Annotated in this window: 18 protein-coding genes; 8 read left to right on the forward strand and 10 right to left on the reverse strand. The window is 63.3% G+C overall.

What is annotated here, in order from left to right; all coding sequences use genetic code 11:
* Positions 1-12: 12 nt before the first annotated feature.
* The 6 genes from hfq to SA496_RS23500 form a co-directional block, all read right to left on the reverse strand.
* Positions 13-267, reverse strand: coding sequence for an RNA chaperone Hfq (gene hfq / locus SA496_RS23475; protein ID WP_003453015.1), 255 nt, complete (start codon positions 265-267; stop codon positions 13-15).
* 99 nt (positions 268-366) lie between these two features.
* Positions 367-1341 (reverse strand): tRNA (adenosine(37)-N6)-dimethylallyltransferase MiaA, encoded by a 975-nt coding sequence (gene miaA / locus SA496_RS23480; RefSeq protein ID WP_120654241.1) that lies wholly within the window; start codon positions 1339-1341, stop codon positions 367-369.
* Positions 1342-1343: 2 nt separating this feature from the next.
* A complete protein-coding gene (gene mutL / locus SA496_RS23485; protein ID WP_330114549.1) occupies positions 1344-3221 on the reverse strand; it encodes a DNA mismatch repair endonuclease MutL in 1878 nt (625 codons plus the stop codon).
* A complete protein-coding gene (locus SA496_RS23490; protein WP_153918230.1) occupies positions 3218-4654 on the reverse strand; it encodes an N-acetylmuramoyl-L-alanine amidase in 1437 nt (478 codons plus the stop codon). The genes mutL and SA496_RS23490 overlap by 4 nt, the downstream gene beginning before the upstream one ends.
* 8 nt (positions 4655-4662) lie before the next feature.
* A complete protein-coding gene (tsaE, locus tag SA496_RS23495; protein ID WP_120654238.1) occupies positions 4663-5130 on the reverse strand; it encodes a tRNA (adenosine(37)-N6)-threonylcarbamoyltransferase complex ATPase subunit type 1 TsaE in 468 nt (155 codons plus the stop codon).
* Positions 5118-6617: an NAD(P)H-hydrate dehydratase gene (locus SA496_RS23500; RefSeq protein WP_330114550.1), complete on the reverse strand. Its 1500-nt coding sequence runs from the start codon at positions 6615-6617 to the stop codon at positions 5118-5120. The genes tsaE and SA496_RS23500 overlap by 13 nt, the downstream gene beginning before the upstream one ends.
* Positions 6618-6685: 68 nt before the next feature.
* Here SA496_RS23500 and queG point away from each other — a divergent pair, with 68 nt between their 5' ends.
* The gene (gene queG / locus SA496_RS23505) at positions 6686-7756 is read left to right on the forward strand and encodes a tRNA epoxyqueuosine(34) reductase QueG (RefSeq protein ID WP_330114551.1); all 1071 of its coding nucleotides are present in this window, start codon (positions 6686-6688) and stop codon (positions 7754-7756) included.
* A gap of 1 nt (position 7757) precedes the next feature.
* On the opposite strand, the gene orn is transcribed toward queG, so the two are convergent.
* Positions 7758-8300: an oligoribonuclease gene (gene orn, locus SA496_RS23510; protein ID WP_120654235.1), complete on the reverse strand. Its 543-nt coding sequence runs from the start codon at positions 8298-8300 to the stop codon at positions 7758-7760.
* 95 nt (positions 8301-8395) lie between these two features.
* Here orn and rsgA point away from each other — a divergent pair, with 95 nt between their 5' ends.
* Positions 8396-9427, forward strand: coding sequence for a small ribosomal subunit biogenesis GTPase RsgA (gene rsgA / locus SA496_RS23515; RefSeq protein WP_153918110.1), 1032 nt, complete (start codon positions 8396-8398; stop codon positions 9425-9427).
* 64 nt (positions 9428-9491) lie between these two features.
* Here the strand turns inward: rsgA and motB are convergent, their stop codons facing one another.
* Both motB and motA read right to left on the reverse strand, forming a co-directional pair.
* Positions 9492-10541, reverse strand: a complete 1050-nt coding sequence (gene motB / locus SA496_RS23520) for a flagellar motor protein MotB (protein WP_120654233.1) — start codon at positions 10539-10541, stop codon at positions 9492-9494.
* A gap of 10 nt (positions 10542-10551) precedes the next feature.
* Positions 10552-11403, reverse strand: a complete 852-nt coding sequence (gene motA / locus SA496_RS23525) for a flagellar motor stator protein MotA (protein WP_120654232.1) — start codon at positions 11401-11403, stop codon at positions 10552-10554.
* Positions 11404-11520: 117 nt separating this feature from the next.
* Between motA and SA496_RS23530 the strand changes: the two genes are divergently transcribed.
* From SA496_RS23530 to SA496_RS23550, 5 genes are all read left to right on the forward strand, one after another.
* The gene (locus SA496_RS23530) at positions 11521-13044 is read left to right on the forward strand and encodes an HDOD domain-containing protein (protein ID WP_153918112.1); all 1524 of its coding nucleotides are present in this window, start codon (positions 11521-11523) and stop codon (positions 13042-13044) included.
* A gap of 45 nt (positions 13045-13089) precedes the next feature.
* Positions 13090-13905 carry a thiosulfate sulfurtransferase gene (gene rhdA / locus SA496_RS23535; RefSeq protein ID WP_120654230.1) on the forward strand — a complete coding sequence of 272 codons (816 nt, stop codon included), beginning with the start codon at positions 13090-13092 and terminating at the stop codon, positions 13903-13905.
* Positions 13906-13927: 22 nt separating this feature from the next.
* Positions 13928-14791, forward strand: a complete 864-nt coding sequence (gene asd, locus SA496_RS23540; RefSeq protein ID WP_120654229.1) for an archaetidylserine decarboxylase — start codon at positions 13928-13930, stop codon at positions 14789-14791.
* 189 nt (positions 14792-14980) lie between these two features.
* The gene (locus tag SA496_RS23545; RefSeq protein WP_330114552.1) at positions 14981-16813 is read left to right on the forward strand and encodes a molecular chaperone; all 1833 of its coding nucleotides are present in this window, start codon (positions 14981-14983) and stop codon (positions 16811-16813) included.
* Positions 16814-16872: 59 nt separating this feature from the next.
* Positions 16873-18942 carry an EAL domain-containing response regulator gene (locus SA496_RS23550; protein ID WP_120654227.1) on the forward strand — a complete coding sequence of 690 codons (2070 nt, stop codon included), beginning with the start codon at positions 16873-16875 and terminating at the stop codon, positions 18940-18942.
* 55 nt (positions 18943-18997) lie between these two features.
* Here the strand turns inward: SA496_RS23550 and serB are convergent, their stop codons facing one another.
* Positions 18998-20212, reverse strand: coding sequence for a phosphoserine phosphatase SerB (gene serB, locus SA496_RS23555; RefSeq protein WP_120654226.1), 1215 nt, complete (start codon positions 20210-20212; stop codon positions 18998-19000).
* 136 nt (positions 20213-20348) lie between these two features.
* On the opposite strand from serB, the gene SA496_RS23560 reads away from it, so the two are divergent.
* Entirely contained in the window at positions 20349-21869 is a 1521-nt protein-coding gene (locus SA496_RS23560; protein ID WP_330114553.1) for an AhpA/YtjB family protein, read from the forward strand.
* Positions 21870-21882 lie beyond the last annotated feature (13 nt).

Here is a 21882-nt window from a genome sequence, read left to right on the forward strand (position 1 = left end):
AGCAGTCTCCTATCAGGCGTTACCCGGCTCAGGCTGCTCTTGCTCGGAAGCGCTGGGCAGACGTACTGGGCGGCTCGGTACCACAGTGGAAATGGCGTGCTTGTAGACCATTTGGCTGACAGTGTTCTTCAGCAGAATCACGAACTGGTCGAAGGATTCGATCTGGCCCTGCAGCTTGATGCCGTTCACCAGATAGATGGAAACCGGTACGCGCTCCTTACGCAGGGTATTGAGGTAAGGGTCTTGTAGCGAATGCCCTTTTGACATGTGCCGCACTCCTTTAGGGAAAAATTTTTAGTTTTCAAATGACAAGAAAAATGACTGGTCCCGCCCTACCCCCAAGGATAGACGGTAACCGGCGAGGTCTCAGTTCAATATGGAGACCGACTTCAGGTATTTCAAGGTGCGCGGCAGATTGTCGCAAGCCAGACTGTCCAACCAGAACAGATCGGACCAACTACGCAACCAGGTGAACTGTCGTTTGGCGAGTTGGCGGGTAGCAATGATGCCGCGCTCTTCCATCTCGCTCCAGGTCAGCGCGCCATCCAGATAATCCCAGGCCTGGCGATAACCAACCGCTCTTATAGACGGTAGCCCTGCATGCAAGTCACTTCTGCAGCGCAGCGCTTCGACCTCTTCGATGAACCCCTGTTCCAGCATCAGGCGAAATCGTTGCGCAATTCTTTCGTGCAACACCTGACGCTGTGCCGGCGCAATAGCCAAGTGCGCGACAGTATACGGCAAATGTGCCGTTCCTGGCGCGTTCCCGGCCGTATTTTGCGCAGCCTGCTGCTGTCGGTGGGCGGTCATGGTGAGCCCGCTGACCTTGTAGACTTCAAGCGCCCTGGTCAATCGCTGGGGATCGTTGGGATGGATACGAGCTGCGGACTCCGGGTCGACCTCCGCCAGTTCCCGATGCAGCGCATCCCAACCATCGCGGGCGGCACGAGCCTCCAGCTCGGCGCGCACATCTGGATCGGCGCTGGGCATGTCCGCCAAACCCTCCAGCAACGCCTTGTAATACAGCATGGTCCCACCCACCAGCAGTGGAATCCGTCCCCTGGCCGTAATTTCTGCCATTGCAGAGAGGGCATCGCTGCGGAACTCCGCAGCCGAGTAACTCTCGACTGGGTCGCGGATATCGATGAGGCGATGGGGAAACTCGGCCAGGGTCGCCTTGTCCGGCTTGGCGGTACCGATATCCATGCCGCGATAGATCAATGCCGAATCGACGCTGATCAGCTCGCAAGGCAGGGTTCGCGCCAGCTCAAGGGCGAGGTCGGTCTTGCCAGCGGCCGTGGGGCCCATGAGGAAAATTGCCGGCGGCAGTCTTTCAGCCATGCTCAACGACCACGAAGGAACAGCTTGTCCAGATCATCCATACCCAATTGCGTCCAGGTCGGACGCCCATGGTTGCACTGGCCGCTGCGCTCCGTGTGCTCCATATCGCGCAGCAAGGCATTCATTTCCGGCTGAGTCAGGCGACGATTCGCGCGTACAGCTCCGTGGCACGCCATGGTGCCCAGCAGCTCGTTAAGGTGCGCCTGAATGCGGTCGCTCGTACCGTACTCGAGCAGATCGGAGAGCACATCTCGCACCAGTTGGGAGGCTTCTGCCTGCTTCAGCAGGGCCGGTATTTGGCGGATGGCCAAGGTTTCCGGACCAAGACGCTGCAGCTCGAAGCCAAGACGACGGAACCACTCGCCATGCTCTTCGGCGCAGTCCGCCTCACGTTGGCTGACCGCAATGGATTCCGGCACCAATAGCGGCTGCCCCTTGAGCCCTTCACTGGCCATGGCCACCTTCAGGCGCTCATAGGTAATGCGCTCATGGGCCGCATGCATATCCACCAGGACCAACCCCTGGGCGTTCTCCGCAAGGATGTATATGCCCTTGAGCTGCGCCAGGGCATAGCCCAGAGGCGGAACATCACCTTGGGTTTCGGGCAGCGCAGCTGGTGTGGAAACCGTCGACAGAGGTGCGAAGAACTCACGGTAGGCACCCTGGGCCTCTGCAATCGGCATGGATGGCTGAGGACGCGGTGCCTGGTAGCCACCGGAGGGCGGGCTCCAGACCGGTTCGGCTGACGGCCGCTCCAGCACGTTGGCCGCCAGGCTCATCTCGCCCTGCGGACCGAACTCGCCCGCTGCAAGACCACTCGGACGCACTACTGCGTCGGTGGCGGCCGGTGCCGCAAGCTGGTCTTCCGGACGCACTTCGCCCAGAGCACGGTGCAAGGTGCCGTAGAGGAAGTCATGGACCATTCGGCCGTCACGGAAGCGCACTTCGTGCTTGGTCGGGTGCACATTGACATCGACCACGGCCGGATCGACTTCGAAGAACAGCACGAAGGTCGGATGCCGGCCGTTGTAGAGGACGTCCCGGTACGCCTGGCGTACCGCGTGGGCCACCAGCTTGTCGCGCACCATACGGCCATTCACATAGAAGTACTGCAGATCGGCCTGACTGCGGGAGAAGGTGGGCAGGCCTACCCAACCCCAGAGATGCAGGCCGTTGCGCTCGATCTCGATGGGCAGCGCCTGCTCCAGAAAGGCAGGACCGCAGACCGTTGCGACCCGGCGGGCGCGAGCGACGGCGTCGCGCGCCTCGTGGAGAGCGAAGATGGTCTTGCCGTTGTGCCGCAAATGGAAAGCCACATCGAAGCGAGCCAGAGCCAGGCGCTTGATGACTTCCTGCAGGTGGTCGAACTCTGTTTTCTCGGCACGCAGGAACTTGCGCCGCGCCGGGGTATTGAAGAACAGGTCGCGAACTTCCACCGAGGTACCCACCGGATGCGCAGCAGGCTGGACCCGGGCCTCCATGTCGCGCCCCTCGGTTTCTACCTGCCAGGCCTGGTCGGCATCGGCGGTACGCGATGTCATGGTCAGCCGTGCAACGGAACTGATCGAAGCCAGTGCTTCGCCACGGAACCCCAGGCTCATCACCCGCTCCAGGTCCTCCAGGTCGCGAATCTTGCTGGTGGCGTGGCGCGCCAACGCCAGGGGCAGGTCGTCCGCTGGAATGCCACCACCATCATCACGCACCCGCAGCAGCTTGATCCCGCCCTGTTCCACCTCGACATCGATACGCCGGGCGCCAGCATCCAGACTGTTCTCCAGAAGTTCCTTGATGACGGAAGCGGGACGCTCGACTACCTCGCCGGCGGCGATCTGGTTCGCCAGCCGCGGGCTCAGCAGCTGGATGCGCGGCAGATCACTCATGGCTGTGCCGCCAGAGTCGCGGCAGGGATGTTCAGGGTCTGACCGACCTTGATGTTGTCGCTGGACAGCGAGTTGGCCTTGCGCAGGGCGGCCATGCTCACCTCGTAACGTTGCGCAATCAGCGCCAGGCTCTCGCCGGAGGTGACGACATGCTCGCGCGGGCCGATGGCGATCTTGCCCTGATCACGCAGCCAGGCGATGTAGGTACCGGGCGGCGGATTCTGCTGGAAGAACTGCTTCACGCCGGTCTTTATCGAGCGAGCAAGCGCCTGCTGGTGGCTCGGCGATGCCAGCTTCTGGGATTCGTTGTGATTGGAGATGAAACCAGTTTCCACGAGGATCGATGGAATGTCTGGCGATTTCAGCACCATGAACCCCGCCTGTTCCACCCGACGCTTGTGCAGCGAAGTGACCTGGCCGACGTTGGACAGCACCTTCTGCCCGACATTGAGGCTGGAAGACATGGTTGCCGTCATCGACAGGTCCAGCAGAACGCCGGCAAGCATGCGGTCCTTGTCGTCGAGGCTGACACTGCCCACGCCTCCGATCAGGTCGGAGCGGTTTTCGTTATCGGCCAGCCAGCGCGCGGTTTCCGAGGTGGCGCCACGGTCCGACAGGGCAAATACCGAGGCGCCAAAGGCACTGCGACTGGGGGCGGCGTCGGCATGGATGGAGACGAACAGGTCAGCGCCTTTCTTGCGGGCGATCTCCGTACGTTTACGCAGCGGGATGAAGTAGTCGCCGGTGCGCACCAGTTCGGCACGGAAGCCTTTCTCCTGGCTGATCTGGCGCTGCAGCTCCTTGGCGATCGCCAGAGTCACGTTCTTCTCGTGCTGGCCCTTGGGTCCGAGGGCACCCGGGTCTTCCCCGCCGTGGCCGGCGTCGATCGCGACCACGATGTCGCGCTTGCCACCGGGCACCGGCGGCAATTTGCTGGGTGCCGGCTGGGTAGGCGTCACTGGCGGTTGCGGCGTGCTCGGCGCGGTGGCCACTTCAGGTGAAACGGCCTCGTTGGCGGCGGCTTCCGGATCGAACAGGTCCACCACCAGGCGGTTGCCGTACTGCTGGTTGGGTGCCAGGGAGAAGCTTTTCGGCGTAACAGCGGCCGATACGTCGATCACCACCCGCAGATCGGTCGGGGTGCGCTGGGCAGAGCGAACGCTGGTAATCGGCGTATTGCTAAGGGACAACTGCTCCAGTTTGGTAGCCAGCTGAGCCCCATTGATATCAATGACGATGCGGTTGGGGGCCGTCAGGGTGAATACGGAATGCTGCACCGGTCCGGACAGATCGAAGACCAGGCGGGTATTGTCAGGCGCGCGCCAAAGCCGCACCCCGCGGACCTCCGCGGCAGCCAGGACATCAGCGGCGAACGCCGCAAGCAGAACCCCAATCCCGGCAAACAGTGCGCGCGAGCGCATACCCCACCCCATCTTTGTTTTCATGCTCCCAAGGCCAGGGCGGCACACCATGCTTCGCCACGCTCGGTATGTGGCGAAAAACGCAGCGAACGGCCGCCCGCTTGCGGCGTAATGTTAATGTCCAGGTCGGCCTTTGGCAAAATGCCGGCGCCCCGCTGGGGCCACTCGATCAGGCACAAGGCGTCGCCTTCGAAGTAGTCGCGGATACCCAGAAACTCCAGTTCTTCAGGGTCCGCCAGGCGATATAGATCGAAATGGAAGGCCCGCTTTTCGCCTATTTCATATGGTTCGACCAGGGTGAAAGTGGGACTTTTCACCGCACCGGCATGGCCCAACCCCCGCAGGAGCCCGCGAGATAGCGTGGTCTTGCCCGCTCCCAGATCCCCATGCAGGTAAAGAATGCCGTGCCCTTCGGTCAGGTTCGCCAGACGGGCACCGAGGGCCAGCATGGCTTCCTCGCCCTCGGCATAAAGGATCACTTCAGGCACGGTGCAAACTCCTCGAGCAACTGACGAATGGTTGGAATCAGATCACTAGCAGCGAGCCCCCGGCCTGCCCGGGCCAGATTCTCGCCCGCATTGGCATGCAGCCAGACAGCAAGACAAGTGGCGGCATAGCCGTCCATACCTTGGGCCAACAGGGCGCCGATCAGCCCGGCGAGCACATCGCCAAGCCCAGCCCCAGCCATCACCGGATGGCCGCGGTCACAGAGTGCGAGGCGACCATCAGGGGTCGCCACAAGACTGCCAGCGCCCTTGAGCAGGACGACGGCCTTGTACTTTTGCGCCAGTGCCAGGGCCGCGCGCGGTCGATCAGCCTGCACCTCGCCGGTCGTAATACCCAGCAGGCGTGCGGCCTCGCCCGGATGCGGCGTGATCACCCCATCTGCAGGCAATTGCGTTTGATTACTGGCTAGCAGGTTGAGCGCATCGGCGTCCCAGACCTGAGGAACATTCAGACCAGCCACGGCGCTGATCAGGCTGCGCCCCCAGGCGCCCTGCCCCAGCCCGGGCCCCACTACCAGTACATCGGCCTTTTCTGCCAGGGCCAGCAACTGATTGGCCGAGCTAACCCCGGCACACATCACTTCCGGACGCCGCGCCAACGCCGCGGCAACATGCTCAGGACGGGTTGCCAGCGACACCAGCCCGGCCCCACTGCGCAGCGCACTCTCCGCCGAGAGCAATGCTGCGCCACCGAGGCCGCGATCCCCCCCCACCACCAACAAATGTCCAAGCTGCCCCTTGTGTGCAGTGCGCGACCTTGGAGCCAGGCGCTGGAGACTGCCTGCCGCCATGCGCTCGGCGACTCGAGGTGTTGCAGCGACCAGAGCAGGTTCGGCCTGCAAGTCATCGAACACCAACTCCCCCACTTGATTCGGCGCATCGGCGGTGAAAAGGCCGAGCTTGAGCCCGATAAAGGTCACGGTCAGGTCTGCGCGTACCGCGACGCCCAGCACACGACCAGTATCAGCACAGAGGCCGGATGGAATATCCACAGCCAGCACCGGGAGGCCACTGGCGTTGAGCAGGCGGATGGCCTGCGCGTAGGGCTCGCGCACAGTGCCGGCAAGGCCAGTACCCAATAGTGCGTCGACTACGACGCCTTCAAGCGCTGCGCATTCGCTCCAAGGCTGGACGACTACACCGGCGGCAATGGCTTCATCCCGCGCCAATGCGGCATCACCAGCCAACGCATCGGCAGCACCTACAGCCAGCACCTTCACCCGCCAGCCGGCGCGCAGAGCCAAGGCAGCTACCAGGTATCCATCGCCAGCGTTATTGCCGCGCCCGGCCAGCACGCTGAGGCCGCCCGCCCCCGGCCAGCGCCGGCGCAGGGCGCGCCAAGTTGCATGGGCGGCACGCTGCATCAGCTCGAAACCCGGGGTGCCAGCCTCGATCAGGCGAGCGTCGAGATCGCGCACCTGGGCGGCGCAATGGAGTGAAAGTGGCAGGTCGTCGCGAGAAGAGAGCATCGGATTCGGTTACGGCTGCGAGGTCTGGCAGAATTATATCCACCTCTACACCGGTTTCCCGCCCCAGCATGACCCTTTCCACGCAAGATCTCGCCTCTCTCGCTCAATCCATCAAGGAATGGGGCCGAGAACTGGGCTTCCAGCAGGTGGGCATCACTGGCGTGGAACTCGGCGAACATGAAAACCATCTGCGACGGTGGCTGGACGCTGGCTACCACGGCGAGATGGACTATATGGCCGCCCACGGCAGTAAGCGTTCGCATCCTGACGAACTGGTGCCAGGTACCTTGCGCGTGATTTCCCTGCGCATGGATTACCTGCCCGGCGACACGCGCATGGCCAAGGTGCTGGGTCAGCCGGAAAAGGCTTATGTGTCGCGCTATGCCCTGGGGCGTGATTACCACAAACTGATCCGCAAGCGCCTTCAGCACTTGGCCGAGCGCATCGAGACGACCATAGGCCCGTTCAGTTACCGCGCCTTCGTCGATAGCGCACCGGTGCTTGAAAAGGCCATTGCCGAGCAGGCCGGCCTGGGCTGGATCGGTAAGAACACCTTGGTGCTCAACCGCAAGGCCGGCAGCTATTTCTTCCTCGGCGAACTGTTCATCGACGCGCCCCTTCCGGTGGACGAACCGCACGGCAGCGAGCATTGCGGCCGCTGTTCAGCCTGCCTGGATATCTGCCCTACCGCCGCGTTCGCAGGCCCATACCAGCTGGATGCGCGGCGCTGCATCTCTTACCTGACCATCGAATACAAAGGCAGCATTCCTGAAGACTTGCGTCCGCTGATCGGCAATCGGGTGTTCGGCTGCGACGATTGCCAGATGGTCTGCCCCTGGAACCGCTTCGCCCGCCCGTCCGACGAAGGCGATTTCCAACCGCGCCATGGCCTGGACAACGCCGAACTGGCAGAGCTGTTCCGCTGGAGCGAGGAAGAATTCCTGAGTCGCACCGAAGGTTCGCCACTGCGCCGCGCCGGCTATGAGCGCTGGCTACGCAACCTGGCGGTGGGATTGGGCAATGCCCCTTCGAGCATTCCGGTGCTGGAGGCGCTGAACCTGCGCCGCGAGTATCCGTCGGCACTGGTTCGAGAGCATGTGGAGTGGGCGCTTGCCCGACATAAGGCAAGCGCGGCCTGAATCAGATCTTGAAGAAATGCTCGCGGTAGTGCTGAAGCTCCGCGATCGAGTCGCGGATATCATCCAGCGCCAGGTGACTGCTGCTCTTCTTCACCCCGTCACGCACCTTTGGCGACCAGCGCGCGGCCAGTTCCTTGACGGTGGAAACATCCAGGTTGCGGTAGTGGAAGTAGGCTTCCAGCTGCGGCATGTGACGATAGAGGAAGCGGCGATCCTGGCAGATGCTGTTGCCGCAGATCGGCGATTTACCCTTGGGCACCCACTGATCGAGGAAGGCCAGGGTCTGCGCCTCGGCTTCCGCCATGCTGATACGGCTCTCGCGCACGCGCTGGGTCAGGCCGCTCTGGCCATGCTGGCGGGTATTCCACTCATCCATGCCGGCAAGGATCTCATCGCTCTGATGGATCGCGATGGTCGGGCCCTCGGCCAGCACGTTCAGCTCGCTATCAGTCACGATGGTGGCCATCTCGATAATGACGTCCGTATCAGGGTTCAGGCCGGTCATTTCCAGATCGATCCAGATCAGGTTCAGGGCATTCTGCATATTCGGTCTCCAAGGCGAAGCGCGCATTCTAGCTTAGAGCCTGCGGATACGGGCCGCGTGCTAAACTCGCGCGGTTTTTTCCAAGCGGAACCACCATGGCCAAACGCCAACTTACCCGCCGGCAGAGCTGGCGCATCGAGAAAGTTCAAGAGGAACGCGCTGCTCGCGCAGCCAAGCGGGAGACGCGCGCGCTCGAAGAACTCGAGGGTGGCGACCTTGGCCCCGAGCAGACAGGCCTGGTGATCGCCCACTTCGGCGTCCAGGTGGAGGTCGAAGCACTGGAAGGCGAGCAGGCCGGCGAAGTGGTGCGCTGCCACCTACGCGCCAACCTGCCGACGCTGGTCACCGGCGACCGAGTCGTCTGGCGCCACGGCAACCAGGGCAGCGGCGTGATCGTCGCCCAGCTGCCGCGCCGCTCGGAACTTTGCCGGCCGGACATGCGTGGTGTACTGAAGCCGGTGGCGGCCAACGTCGACCAGATCGTCATCGTCTTCGCCCCGCTCCCGCATCCGCACGCCAACCTGATCGACCGCTACCTGATCGCCGCCGAGCACGCGGGCATCCATCCACTGCTGCTGCTGAACAAGGCCGACCTGGTGGACGATGAAAACAGCGCCATGCTGGACGACCTGCTCGGGGTCTATCGCCAACTGGGTTACCCGCTACTGGAGGTGTCGGCTCGCGAAGGCGGCGGCATGGAAGACTTGATGACCCGCCTCGATGGGCACATCAGCGTGTTCGTCGGCCAGTCCGGCGTAGGCAAGTCGTCACTGGTCAACAGCCTGCTGCCGGGCGTGGATACCCGCGTCGGCGCGCTCTCCGAACTCACAGGCAAGGGTACTCACACCACCACCACCGCGCGCCTGTTCCACTTCCCGGGCGGAGGCGAGCTGATCGACTCCCCCGGCATCCGCGAGTTTGGCCTGGGACATGTCAGCCGTGGCGACGTCGAGGCTGGTTTCATCGAGTTCAACGAGCTGCTTGGTACCTGCCGCTTCCGCGACTGCAAGCACGACCGGGAACCCGGCTGTGCCTTGCTGAAGGCCCTGGAAGATGGCCGCGTGCATCCGCAGCGAATGGCCAGTTACCGGCACATCCTCTCCGGCCTGCCCAGGGACGAGTACTGAGTCGGCAGACATCCGCCCCCAAAAAAGGCCACGCATTGCGTGGCCTTTTTACTTCATGGATGGGTCACTGCCCCTTGGGCTCGTCCATCTTCAACACGCCATTTTCGAAGATGTTCAGCTTTTCCCGTAGCTCACGCGGTTGGGCGGGCACTGCCGGATCATTCACCGGTGCCTCCGGCGCGACGCTTCCGCTGGCTGGCGGCTGGGGCTGCGACTGCGGTTCTTCAGGCTTGGCAGCATCACCCTGCTCACCCTCGATGGCGCGCTGGGCCTTCTTGGTCAGGACGATGATGTCGATGCGGCGGTTGACCGGGTTGAACGGGTCCTTGCGGTCGAACAGCGCCGACGAGGCATAGCCCACCACCCGCGCAACCTGCTCTTCCGGATAGCCGCCAGCGATCAGGGTCCGTCGCGCGGCGTTGGCGCGACCGGCGGAAAGCTCCCAGTTGCCGAACTCGCCATCCCCCGCATAGGGCTTGGCGTCGGTATGGCCGCTGATGCTGATCTTGTTCGGTACAGCCTTGATGGTCTCGGCGAGGATCAGCAGGATGTCTTCGAAATAAGGCTGCAGGCGCGCGCTGCCGAGGTCGAACATGGGCCGGTTGGCGGCGTCCATGATCTGGATACGCAGACCATCCTGGGTGATCTCGAAGAGGATCTGGTCCTTGAACTTGCGTAGCTCGGGGTTCTCTTCGACCTTGTTCTGCAGCTCCTGCAGCAGCAACTCCAGGCGCTCCCGCTCGATCTGATCGGCAAGGGTCTCCACTTTGCTGGCATCCACGGGCGCCTTGTCGGAGGAGTCGACCGCCGACTCCTGAGAGTCCGGAGCGTCCTTCAGTTCAGGATTGAGCGTGCGATCAGGTGCAGGCGTCGGCGTCCCGCCCAGGTCGATGACATAGGGGCTGGCGCTCTCTGAGAAGCCGATAGGGTCCTTGAAGTAGCCGGAAATGGCTTTCTTCTGTTCCGGAGTCGCCGAAGACATCAGCCATAGCACCAGGAAGAAGGCCATCATCGCGGTGGCGAAGTCGGCGAAGGCGATCTTCCATGCGCCGCCGTGGTGCCCGGCAGCGTAGCGCTTGACGCGCTTGACGATGATCGGCTGATTGTTCTCCATGACTCAGCCTTCAGCTGCCACGTACGGCCTGCTCCAGCTCGCTGAAGCTCGGGCGGTGAGCCGGGAACAAGGTCTTGCGGCCGAATTCCACCGCCAGGGACGGCGGCATGCCGGAGGCCGAGGCGACCAGGCAGGCCTTGATGGACTCGAACACGTTCAATTCCTCGCGAGCGTCATGCTCCAGGGACACCGCCAGCGGTCCGAAGAAGCCGTAAGCCGCGAGAATACCAAGGAAGGTACCTACCAGCGCCGCGCCCACGTGCTGGCCAAGGGCTGCCTGCTCGGCCTCGCCCAGCATGGCCATGGTCACCACGATGCCGAGTACCGCCGCTACGATACCGAAGCCCGGCAGGCCATCGGCAATGCGGTTGACCGCGTGGGCCGGGTGTTCCAGCTCTTCCTTCAAACTGGCCAGCTCCATGTCGAACAGGCCTTCCAGCTCATGAGGCGCCATGTTGCCGGAGGACATGATGCGCAGGTAGTCGCAGATGTAGGCAGTCATCCGCTCATCCTTGAGGATACCGGGATACTTGCTGAAGATCGGACTGGCGGCCGCGTCTTCGATATCGGCCTCGATGGCCATCATCCCCTCGCGACGGCTCTTGTTGAGGATTTCGTAGAGCAGGCGCAGCACCTCGAGGTAGAAACCGTGAGTGAAGCGCGTGCCGAACATCTTCAGCGACTTCTTGAACACGATCATTGTCGTGCTGCCAGGGTTGGCCTGCAGGAAGGCGCCCAACGCAGCACCGCCGATGATCATTACCTCGAAAGGCTGGATCAGTGCGGCGAGTTTGCCGTGTGACAGGAGGTATCCACCGAGCACACTGGCGAATACGACGATGATGCCGATGATTTTTGCCATAGGAAGGAAGCTTGAAGAGTCAGTAGAAAGGGTTATGAAAAGAGACCCTTCTAATTATCGGAAAATATGCGCCAGACTATAGCCTGTTCAGGCGAAAAGCCAGATTGGCGGCCCCCTATGTCAACCGCAAAGCCCATGCCACGCAGCCTCGAAGGCTGGATCAAGCACCTCGACGGGGTGCGCCTGCCCGTTCCCGCTGCCGCCCATGAGAAAGTTCGCCGGGCCCTGGGGGACAACCGCCGCTCCCTGCGCGACATCTCCGACCTCACCCAGGACAGCCCCGCCCTGGCCCTCAGCCTGCTGCGCGAGGCCAACGCCAGCGGCAGTATGCTGAGCAGCCCTGCGGAAAGCCTGGAAGTGGCCCTGAGCCGCCTCGGCCTGAAGCGTGCGGAAGTGCTGCTCAATCGCTTGCCAGCTGTACCTGAGGATGAAATTCCCCACGGTCTGCGTCAGCTGCAACTGATCAGCCAGCATGCCGCCCAGCAGGCGAACGGCCTGTTCGCCGCCCGCCTGGCCCGTCTCTGGCAGGAAATCCACTGGTGCAGCCTGCTGTTCCTTTCTCCCCTGTGGCCGTTGCTGGCCAGCCACCCTGAGCTCTTCGACATCTGGGAAAGACGCGTGCTGGGCGAAGGCGAGCCGGCCATCAAAGTCGAGCGCGAACTGCTCGGCGTGCCACTGCTCCGCCTCTGCCATGGCCTGGCCACGCACTGGAGACTGCCCGACTGGATCGTCCAGGGCTATCGCCTGCTGAGCGACGATCGCCGCTTGCTGGTTCAGGCCTTGCACATCGCCCGCGACAACGAGCACCCACTGCACCAGCAGCAACAGCTGGACAGCAATCCCGCCCTGGCTCGTTGGCTGACCCAGCCGGGCAACTCCGTGCTGCTGGCCAACGGCCTGGCGATTTCCGCCCATGCTGGCTGGGGCGACGGGCACAGCCTGCGCTGGCAGCGTCTCACCGGCCTATTCATGAAGATGCCCCTCGACGAACTGCAACAGCAGGTCCACCAACACGCAGCGCAGAGCGGACGCCTGCATGCACGCACCGATCTCTGGCACCCCGCCGAAGCGCTGCTCTGGCCCTGGAACGAGCATCGACTGAGACGCGAACCCGCCGCCGTACCAACCCCCACCAGCGCGGCCCTGAAAGACTGGCGCCGGTACTGCGGTGAACTGCTTCGCGAGCCCAGCCCCTTCACCAATGTCGTGCAACTCTCCGCATGCGCCCGGGACGCCTTGGAAAGCAGCGGCATGCGCCGTGTCTTGCTGCTGTTGGCTGACCGTAACCACAGCCGTCTACTTGCCCAGCAGCAAGCGGGACTGCCAAAAGAGGCCAACGGCTTACAGCTGGACCCCGGCCAGAGCCAGTTGCTGCGGCGCTTGCTCGCGCAACCCGGTCAGCTGCGCCTGGGGCCTGACAACATGGCGCAATTCTCCGCACTTCTGCCCGGCCAGCTGAAAAGCCTGTTTCCGGGGCACCATCTGCTGTTGCGCTCCATCGCGGTGAACGGCCGGGTGGCCATGCTGGTGGTGGCTGACCAGAACGGAGCCCCCTTCGCCGAGCTCAGCCTGCGCGCCTTCGCCAAGACCGCCCAGTGCATCGAGCGCGCCCTCGCCAGCTTCGCCAGCCGCGGCCGCTAGGCTTTCCTATACAATCTGCCACTTTGTCCATTCATGGAGGCTTACATGTCCGCCTTCTCCAACCTGCCGCTGGTGATCGAGCCCGCCGAACTGGCTCCCCTGCTGAATGCTGGCGAGTTGATCCTGGTCGACCTCACCAGCGCAGCCCGTTATGCCGCAGGCCATATCCCGGGCGCCCGTTTCGTTGACCCGAAACGCACCCAGCTGGGCCAACCACCCGCGCCTGGCCTGCTGCCGGCCAAGGCTGACCTCGAAGCACTGTTCGGCGAACTGGGCCACCGCGCCGATGCCACCTACGTGGTCTACGACGACGAGGGCGGCGGCTGGGCCGGCCGCTTCATCTGGCTGCTGGATGTCATCGGCCACCACCGCTACCACTACCTGGATGGCGGCCTGCATGCCTGGCTGGCCGAGAGCCGTGAAACATCGGACACCGTTCCTGCAGCAGCTGGCGGCCCGATCGCCCTGACCCTGCATGACGCGCCCACCGCCACCCGGGAATACCTGCAAGGCCGACTTGGCGCCGCCGACCTGGCAATCTGGGACGCTCGTGGTCCTAGCGAGTACAACGGCACCAAGGTGCTCGCCGCCAAGGGCGGGCATATCCCCGGCGCGGTCAACTTCGAGTGGACCGCCGGCATGGACCCTGCTCGCGCCATGCGCATTCGCACCGACATGGCCGAGATCCTCCAGTCCCTGGGCATCACCCCGGACAAGGAAATCATCACTCACTGCCAGACGCACCACCGCTCGGGCTTCACCTATCTGGTCGCAAAGGCCCTGGGCTACCCGCGCGTGAAAGGCTATGCCGGCTCGTGGTCCGAATGGGGCAACCATCCGGACACCCCGGTCGAGCTCTAAAGCTCCCCATCAAGGAAAACCAATGAAAGAACGCCTCTTCATCATCAGTCAGTACCTGCTGCCGCATCACCTGATTTCGCGCCTGGCAGGCTGCATCGCCGAGTGCCGCGCGCCCTGGTTCAAGAACGCCTTCACTGCCTGGTTCGCCAAGCGCTACCAGGTGAACATGGGCGAAGCGCTGGTCGAGGACCTCACCGCCTACCAGCACTTCAACGACTTCTTTACCCGCGCGCTGAAGCCTGGCGCCCGGCCGCTGGACGAGAGCCCCGGCGCCATCCTCTGCCCGGCCGACGGCGCCATCAGCCAGATCGGCCCGATCGAGCACGGCCGCTGCTTCCAGGCAAAAGGCCACAGTTTCAGCGTGCTCGAACTGCTGGGCGGCGACGCTGATCGCGCAGCACCCTTCATGGGAGGCGAATTCGCCACCGTGTACCTGTCGCCCAAGGACTACCACCGTGTGCATGCGCCGCTGGGCGGAACCCTGCGAGAAATGGTCTATGTGCCTGGCCGCCTGTTCTCGGTGAACCAGAGCACCGCCGAAAACGTGCCCGAACTGTTCGCCCGCAACGAGCGTGTCGTGTGCATCTTCGACACTGAGCGCGGCCCCATGGCCGTGGTGCTGGTAGGAGCGATGATCGTCGCCTCGATCGAGACCACCTGGGCCGGTCTGGTCACGCCGCCCAAGCGCGAACTGAAAACTTTCAGCTACGACGAAGCCACACGCGCACCCATCACGCTGGAGAAGGGTGACGAAGTCGGTCGCTTCAAGCTGGGCTCCACCGCCATCGTCCTGTTCGGTCCGGACCAGGTGCGCTGGGCCGAGAGCGCCTGGCCCGGCAGCCAGGTACGCATGGGTCAGTTGCTGGCAACGCCGAAGAGCGCCTGACCTGGTACTCATCCCGGCCGAACCGCTGTGTTCGGTCGGGGTCGGATCAAGAAAGCGGCACACTTCCGCAGGAATCTGCCAACGCCTCTACACCCCTGCCATAGATAGGCTGCGACCGGGTAAAGATGCTGATAGAGTGCTGAGATTCAACCTCATCCCCAGTACGAGAATTCGGAGAAACCGATCCGGATGGAGCACCAGAGCCCTCACCTGCTGTTGCGCGTACCAGCGCCTAGCAAACAGAGCCTGTCCTTCTGCGATGCCACCCCTCGTGAGCTGAAACGCTGGATCTCCCACCTACCCAAGGCCAACCTCGGCGAAACCGCTCGCCAGCTTTACCAGGCCCTGGTGGAACTCAACCAACTGGTCACTCCGACTGAGAACCGCCTGCAACTGCTGGAACTGATGCGCCCTGAGGTGCATTTCGTCTGCCAGCACCTGGAACGGCACTTCCTTGGCCAATCCATCGTTCTGGATGAACGTCCGCGCAAGGTTGCCAACCTCTGCCAGGCCCTGCAGAACCATTTGGCGATCGGTTACAAACTGATCATCGTGCAGGAGTCGCCACGCCCGACCCGCGACCGCGACCGCGACCGCGCCCAGCTCCTTGCCATCGCCCTGCAACGCGCAGCGCACAGCCTCAACGGGCCCCTGATCCGCTCCAGCCAACTCTATTGCCCGGTCCCCGAAGGCCTCTGGCTGGAACTGCACCAGCTCTACCAGCTGGCTCAAAGCCGTCAGCTCCATCGCGTGACCGTGCGCGACCCGCTCGCCCGCCACACTGAGGGCCTGAGCGTCGAGCAGACCTACCTGGTGGCGCTGCTTCTGGGCTGCGCCCGCTGTAACCAGATGCGCCAGAACGGTATTGCACGCTTGGCGGAAATCCTCGAACCCTGGAGTTCCCTGGTACGACTGCAGTCGGCAGAACTGCCCTCCAGCCTCTTCGCCGTGGCGCCACAGCTCGACGGCCCACCTCGTTACAAGTCGCTTTTCCAGGAAGTCGAGCCGCGTATCCTGCTGGGCCTCGACCCACTGCCGCTGGTGGACGCCATCAAGGAATACCTGCAGTTGCCGATCGAGCAGCGCGGCCAGTCGCGCCTGCCGATGGCCGAAGGCTTGACCCTCGACCTCCTGCAGCATGTGAGTTCGGCCTGGGGCGACATTTCCGAAAGAACCTTCCAGCGCAATCCCGGCCAGGGCAGCCTGACCCTGTGCATCGGCATGAGCGCCCTGCACTTCTTCCTCGCGGGTAGCCGCCCCTTCAACGAAGTGCTCAAGCTCACCCAGGAAATCAGCCAACCGGTGTTCGGCGATGCCGGCAACGCCATCGCGAAAGATGTCTGGGCCAACGCCTTCGATGCGCAGCCTACCCAGGGCTGGCAGCCGGGCATGTCACTGGAAGAAATCGAGTACACCAAGCCTGCTACCGAGAGCGGCGCCCCAGCGCCCCAGGCCAGTGCCGCGCCGGAAAGCTATCCAACATTCAATGTCGCCGTGGTCAACCACAGCCCGGGCGGCTACTGCCTGAGCTGGCCAAAGGAAGTACCCAGCCAGCTGCAGGCCGGCGAGCTGCTTGGCGTTCAGGACGCGCCTGGCCAGGGCTGGAGCATTGCCGTCGTGCGCTGGATTCGCCAGGTACGCGGTGGCGGTACGCAGATGGGCATCGAACTGGCGGCACCTCAGGCGCAATCCTGTGGCGTACTGCTGCTGCGTAAGGGCGAGCAGAACAGCCACTACCTGCGAGCCTTGCTGCTCCCAGCCATCGGTGCCATTTCCCGTCCCGCCACACTGATCACCCCGCGGCTACCCTTCCAGGAAGGCAACAAGGTGCAAATCAATCTGCATGGCAATGAGCACCGTGCCATCCTGACTCGGCGCCTCACCAGCACGGGCAGTTTCAACCAATTCGAGTACCGGACTTTCGAGCAGCCAACACCTCCACAAGGGAAACCGGCCGCAGGTTCGGGAAGCCAGCCACAGGGTGGCGAGGAAGATTTTGACTCACTATGGAAGTCACTGTAGATTCCCGGCTCACCACCATTCGTCGCCTATTCGCGCTCGTTCGGCGCTAAGCACAGGCCATGGCCATCGAAAAGAAAACGATCCGTCTGCTGATCCTGGAAGACTCGCAGAACGAAGCCGAGCGCCTGGTCAGCCTGTTCCGCAACTCCGGTCGCGCGACTCGCGTCCATCGCATCCTTTCCGCCGACGATCTCAATGAGGTCCTGCAGCAGAGTTGGGACCTCCTGATAGCCGCGCCAAGTAGCGAACACCTGAGCCCCGGCGAAGCCCTCGGCAGCATTCGACGCCAGTCCAAGGACATCCCCTTCATCCAGCTGGTGCAGGACAACGACTCCGACCTCATAACCGAAGCACTGGCCCTGGGCGCCCAGGATGCCCTGCCCCAGGGCGAGGATGAGCGGCTGGTGCTGGTGGCCAACCGCGAGCTGGCTAACCTCGAACAACGCCGCGCTCGTCGAGCCGCCGAAGTCAGCCTGCGCGAAGCGGAGAAACGCTGCCAGTTGCTGCTGGACAGTTCGGTCGACGCCATTGCCTACGTGCACGACGGCATGCACATCTATGCCAACCGCGCCTACGTGGAGATGTTCGGCTACGACGACGGTGACGAACTCGAAGGCATGCCGATGATCGATCTGATCGCCGGCGCTGACCAGGCAGGATTCAAGGACTTCCTGAAGAACTACCGCGAAGGCGAAGGCAGCGGAGAGCTCACCTGCAACGGCTGCAAGGTCGATGGGCAGAGCTTCCAGGCACGCATGAACTTCTCTCCCGCCACCTACGATGGCGAGCCCTGTATCCAGGTGGTGATCCGCGCTGAAACCGACAGCAGCGAACTGGAAGAGAAGCTTCGTGAGATCAGTAGCCAGGACCTGGTCACCGGTCTGTTCAACCGCTCGCACTTCAATGAGATGCTCGATATCGCCGCCGAGCGGGCCGTCAAGACCAGTCAGCCATCGAGTCTCGCGTACATCCGAGTTGCTCGTTATTCCAGCCTGCTGGCTGAAATCGGCATCGCCGGAGTCGACCTGCTGCTCACTGACCTCGCCAACCTGCTACGTGCCCACTTCGCCGGCGATGCACAGCTCGCCCGCTACGGCGACGACGTTTTCAGTGTCCTGCAACACGGGATCACGCCCGAACAGGCCGTCGAAGGGCTGCAGGGCTTGCTGAAGAAGATCGACATCCACCTGTTCGACGTCAGCAGCCGAACCGTGCAGCTCAGCCTGTGCATTGGCGTTGCCGGTCTAAGCGAAACCACGCCCAGAGCCCAGGACGTGGTGGATCGCGCCCATCGCTGCGCCGACGAGATGGGCGACGAGAACGGCCTCAAGCTCTACAACCCGGCCGATGAACTCGCTGCGGCGGCCAACCGGGGCAGCCTGGTGGCAATGGTCCAGCAGGCTCTGGAGAACAACAGCTTCCGTCTACTGTTCCAGCCGATCATCAGCCTGCGCGGCGACAGCTTCGAACACTACGAAGTGCTGCTGCGCCTGCTCAGCCCGCAAGGTGAGGAAGTACCGCCGGCCGACTTCCTCGACGCTGCCAAGGACGCTGGTCTCGCCGAGAAGATCGACCGCTGGGTGATCCTCAACTCCATCAAGCTGCTTGCCGAACACCGCACCAAGGGCCACAACACTCGGCTCTTCGTCCACCTGTCAGGCGCCAGCCTGCAGGACCAGACCCTTCTGCCGTGGCTCAGCGTGGCGCTGAAGGCCGCGCGGCTGCCGTCCGACGCCCTGATTTTCCAGTTCAGCGAACCGGACGCCATTGCCTACCTCAAACAAGCCAAGGCGCTGACGCAGGGACTCGCCGAACTGCACTGCCAGGTAGCACTCAGTCAGTTCGGCTGCGCCCTCAACCCGTTCAATACTCTCAAGCACCTCGCCATCGACTTCGTGAAGGTGGACGGTTCCTTTACCCAGGACCTCAGCCGCGCGGAGAACCAGGAAGTCCTCAAGACCCTGCTGGCCAGCCTGCACGCCCAGGCCAAGCTGACCATCGTGCCCTTCGTCGAAACCGCCAGTGTGCTGGCGACCCTCTGGCAGGCCGGCGTCAACTACATCCAGGGCTATTACTTGCAGGGCCCCAGCCAGGCGATGGACTACGACTTCTCATCCGGCGACGAGTGAGCGCCAGTCACGAAGAAGCCGCCCGAAGGCGGCTTTTTCATTTCCAGCTCGACTGTCAGTCCTTGCCGTCGCGGTCGCGGAAGCCGAGCAGATAAAGGATGCCATCGAGGCCAAGGGTGGAGATGGCCTGCTTGGCCGACTGCTTGACCAGTGGTTTGGCACGGAAGGCCACGCCCAGCCCCGCCAGCCCCAGCATCGGCAGGTCGTTGGCACCATCGCCGACGGCAATGGTCTGTTCCAGCCGCAGGCCCTCTTTCTGCGCCAGCTCACGCAGCAGGTCGGCCTTGCGCTGCGCGTCGACGATTGGCTCGATGGCCACGCCGGTCAGCTTGCCATCGACGATCTGCAGTTCGTTGGCGAACACGTAGTCGATGCCCAGTTTTGCTTGCAATTGCTTGGCGAAGTAGCTGAAGCCGCCGGAGAGGATCGCAGTCTTGTAGCCCAGGCGCTTGAGCTCGGCGAAGAGGGTTTCCGCCCCTTCGGTCAACCGCAGGGAAGCGCCGATTTCTTCCAGTACATCCTCGGACAGCCCCTTGAGCAGCCCCAGGCGCTCCTTGAAGCTGGCGCGGAAGTCCAGTTCGCCACGCATCGCACGCTCGGTGATCTCGGCCACTTGATCACCCACACCGGCAGCCTTGGCCAGTTCGTCGATCACCTCGGCTTCGATCAGGGTCGAATCCATGTCGAACACTGCCAGGCGGCGGTTGCGACGGAACAACGAATCGCGCTGGAAAGCGATGTCGACATTCAGCTCCTGGGCCACGCTGAGGAACTCGGCGCGCAGGGCCACCGGGTCCGCCGGTTCACCGCGTACGGAGAACTCGATGCAGCCCTTGCCCTTATCGGCCGGTGTATCCAGCGGCATACGACCCGACAGACGGTCGATATGATCGATGTTGAGCCCGTACTTGGCGGTTATCGAGCTCACCCGCTGCAGCTGCTCGGCGGTTACCTTGCGGGTCAGCAAGGTGACGATGTATCGGCTCTTGCCCTGGCCATCGACCCACTGCTGGTAATCCGCCTCGGGCACCGGAGTGAAACGCACCTGCTGGTCCAGCTTGTAGGCGGTGAACAGTACATCCTTGAGCACGGCGGAGGCTCCGGCATTGTCCGGAATCTCCACCAGGATTCCGAACGACAGGGTGTCGTGGATCACCGCCTGGCCGATATCCAGGATATTCACGCCGCCCTGGGCCAGAGCACCGGTAATGGCCGCGGTCAGGCCGGGGCGGTCCTCGCCAGTGATGTTGATCAGGACTATTTCGCGCAAGGCGCACCTCACTCAGCGCATGAAAAGGCGCACATTCTACCCACTTTCGCAGCACTCGCAGCATGCCCGGCGCTTTGCCCTGCAAGGGTCGCTCGCTATACTGCGCCACAATTTCGTCCGAGAAGAGCCGCGCTCTGTGAACCGGCCCACGCCTGTCAAACCCGACAACTTCTTCCTGCTGATCTTCCACGCCCTGCGCCAGCGCCGCGTGCCGATCGCCTTGCGCATCGCCAGCCATAGCCTGCTCCTGGTAGCGCTGGCGCTGGTGATCTACGCCTGGGTCATGGGCATGCAGTTCAAGCAGGCCATGCAGCAGCAGGCCGACGCACTGGGCCAGAGCCTGACGGCGCAAACCGCCGCATCTGCCACAGAGCTGTTGGTGTCCAACGACATCCTCAGCCTCAACGTGCTGCTCAGTAACCTGGTGAAGAATCCACTGGTTGCCCACGCGGCCATCTACAGTGTGGATAACCGCATCCTCGCCGAGGCCGGCTCGCGCCCCAAACAGGGCCTGCTGGGAGAAACCGAGGGCCTGTACTCCACGCCCATCACCTTCCAGGAAGTGATCGCCGGCCACCTGCGCCTGAGCCTGGACATGGAGCAGTTCCAGCAGCCCATGACCATCAGCCTGCAGAGCATGGGCCTGCTCAGCCTGATCCTGCTGGCGTTGACCCTGTCCCTGAGCCTGCGCCTCGGCCGCCATATCTCCACGCCGCTGCTGCAACTGCGCGTGTGGCTGCGCGACCCCGACGACCCTGCCCCAGGTGCCGGTCGCCAGGACGAGATCGGTGATCTCGCCCGCCAGTTGCAAGCCCGCCTAGTACCGGAGAAACCGGAGCCCGAGCCGGAGCTGGATCCAATCCCTGAAGAGGACTTCGCCGAAGCAGACGAAGACTATCCGGACGAAGAACAGAACGACGAGGATCAGTTCGAGGTCCGCGACCTACGTGATGACAGCTTCGATGGCGAGGACGAAACGCCGAGCAAGCTGTTCACCCCGGACGACGAGGATCCCTTCGCCGACCTGCGTGAGGAGTTGGCCGAACCGGCCCCGACTCCCGCCCCGGTCATCCAGCAGGAGCCTCAGCACAGTGCAGTCCTGGCCATCCAGCTGGGTGCCCAGGACCAACTGCGCCGCCTGCCGCGCTCGCGATTGATGGACCTGCTACAGCGCTATCGTGACTGCCTCGACCATGCGGCCCGCCTTTATCACGGTCAGTTGCTGACCCTGAACGATGGCAGCAGCCTGATGCTTTTCCACAGCCAGGACGGCGGCGAGGATTACCTAACCCATGCCCTCTGCTGCGGCGAGCTCATGCGTGCCCTGGGTCACGCCCTGCAAATCGAAGTCGCCGACAGCGGCATCACCCTGCAACTGCAACTCGGTCTAACCCTGGGTGATGACCTTTCCAGCCTCGGCCAAGGCGACCTTCTGCTCAACGACACTACCCAAAACGCCCTGGCGCTGAGCCAGCACAGCCGCAACCTGCTGCTGGTGGAGCGCGCCATCGCCGACGACGAACTGGTCCGTCAGCGTGCGCGCATCCGCTCCATCACCAGCCCGGAAGGCGCCTGCTGCGTCGAACGCCTGCTGGAACCCTATCCGTCGCTGCTGGAGCGCCAGTTGGCGCGCATGCACGAAACAGCACGGCACTGACGATCCGGCCAAG

Source organism: Pseudomonas sp. JS3066 (genome assembly GCF_036328175.1).
Lineage (GTDB): Bacteria > Pseudomonadota > Gammaproteobacteria > Pseudomonadales > Pseudomonadaceae > Metapseudomonas.

Excerpts from the sequence above, each read along its gene's own strand:
- hfq (WP_003453015.1), bottom strand. The coding sequence starts at position 267 with ATGTCAAAAGGGCATTCGCTACAAGACCCTTACCTCAATACCCTGCGT.
- miaA (WP_120654241.1), bottom strand. The coding sequence starts at position 1,341 with ATGGCTGAAAGACTGCCGCCGGCAATTTTCCTCATGGGCCCCACGGCC.
- mutL (WP_330114549.1), bottom strand. The coding sequence starts at position 3,221 with ATGAGTGATCTGCCGCGCATCCAGCTGCTGAGCCCGCGGCTGGCGAAC.
- SA496_RS23490 (WP_153918230.1), bottom strand. The coding sequence starts at position 4,654 with ATGGGGTGGGGTATGCGCTCGCGCGCACTGTTTGCCGGGATTGGGGTT.
- SA496_RS23500 (WP_330114550.1), bottom strand. The coding sequence starts at position 6,617 with ATGCTCTCTTCTCGCGACGACCTGCCACTTTCACTCCATTGCGCCGCC.
- queG (WP_330114551.1), top strand. The coding sequence starts at position 6,686 with ATGACCCTTTCCACGCAAGATCTCGCCTCTCTCGCTCAATCCATCAAG.
- orn (WP_120654235.1), bottom strand. The coding sequence starts at position 8,300 with ATGCAGAATGCCCTGAACCTGATCTGGATCGATCTGGAAATGACCGGC.
- rsgA (WP_153918110.1), top strand. The coding sequence starts at position 8,396 with ATGGCCAAACGCCAACTTACCCGCCGGCAGAGCTGGCGCATCGAGAAA.
- motB (WP_120654233.1), bottom strand. The coding sequence starts at position 10,541 with ATGGAGAACAATCAGCCGATCATCGTCAAGCGCGTCAAGCGCTACGCT.
- motA (WP_120654232.1), bottom strand. The coding sequence starts at position 11,403 with ATGGCAAAAATCATCGGCATCATCGTCGTATTCGCCAGTGTGCTCGGT.
- SA496_RS23530 (WP_153918112.1), top strand. The coding sequence starts at position 11,521 with ATGTCAACCGCAAAGCCCATGCCACGCAGCCTCGAAGGCTGGATCAAG.
- rhdA (WP_120654230.1), top strand. The coding sequence starts at position 13,090 with ATGTCCGCCTTCTCCAACCTGCCGCTGGTGATCGAGCCCGCCGAACTG.
- asd (WP_120654229.1), top strand. The coding sequence starts at position 13,928 with ATGAAAGAACGCCTCTTCATCATCAGTCAGTACCTGCTGCCGCATCAC.
- SA496_RS23545 (WP_330114552.1), top strand. The coding sequence starts at position 14,981 with ATGGAGCACCAGAGCCCTCACCTGCTGTTGCGCGTACCAGCGCCTAGC.
- SA496_RS23550 (WP_120654227.1), top strand. The coding sequence starts at position 16,873 with ATGGCCATCGAAAAGAAAACGATCCGTCTGCTGATCCTGGAAGACTCG.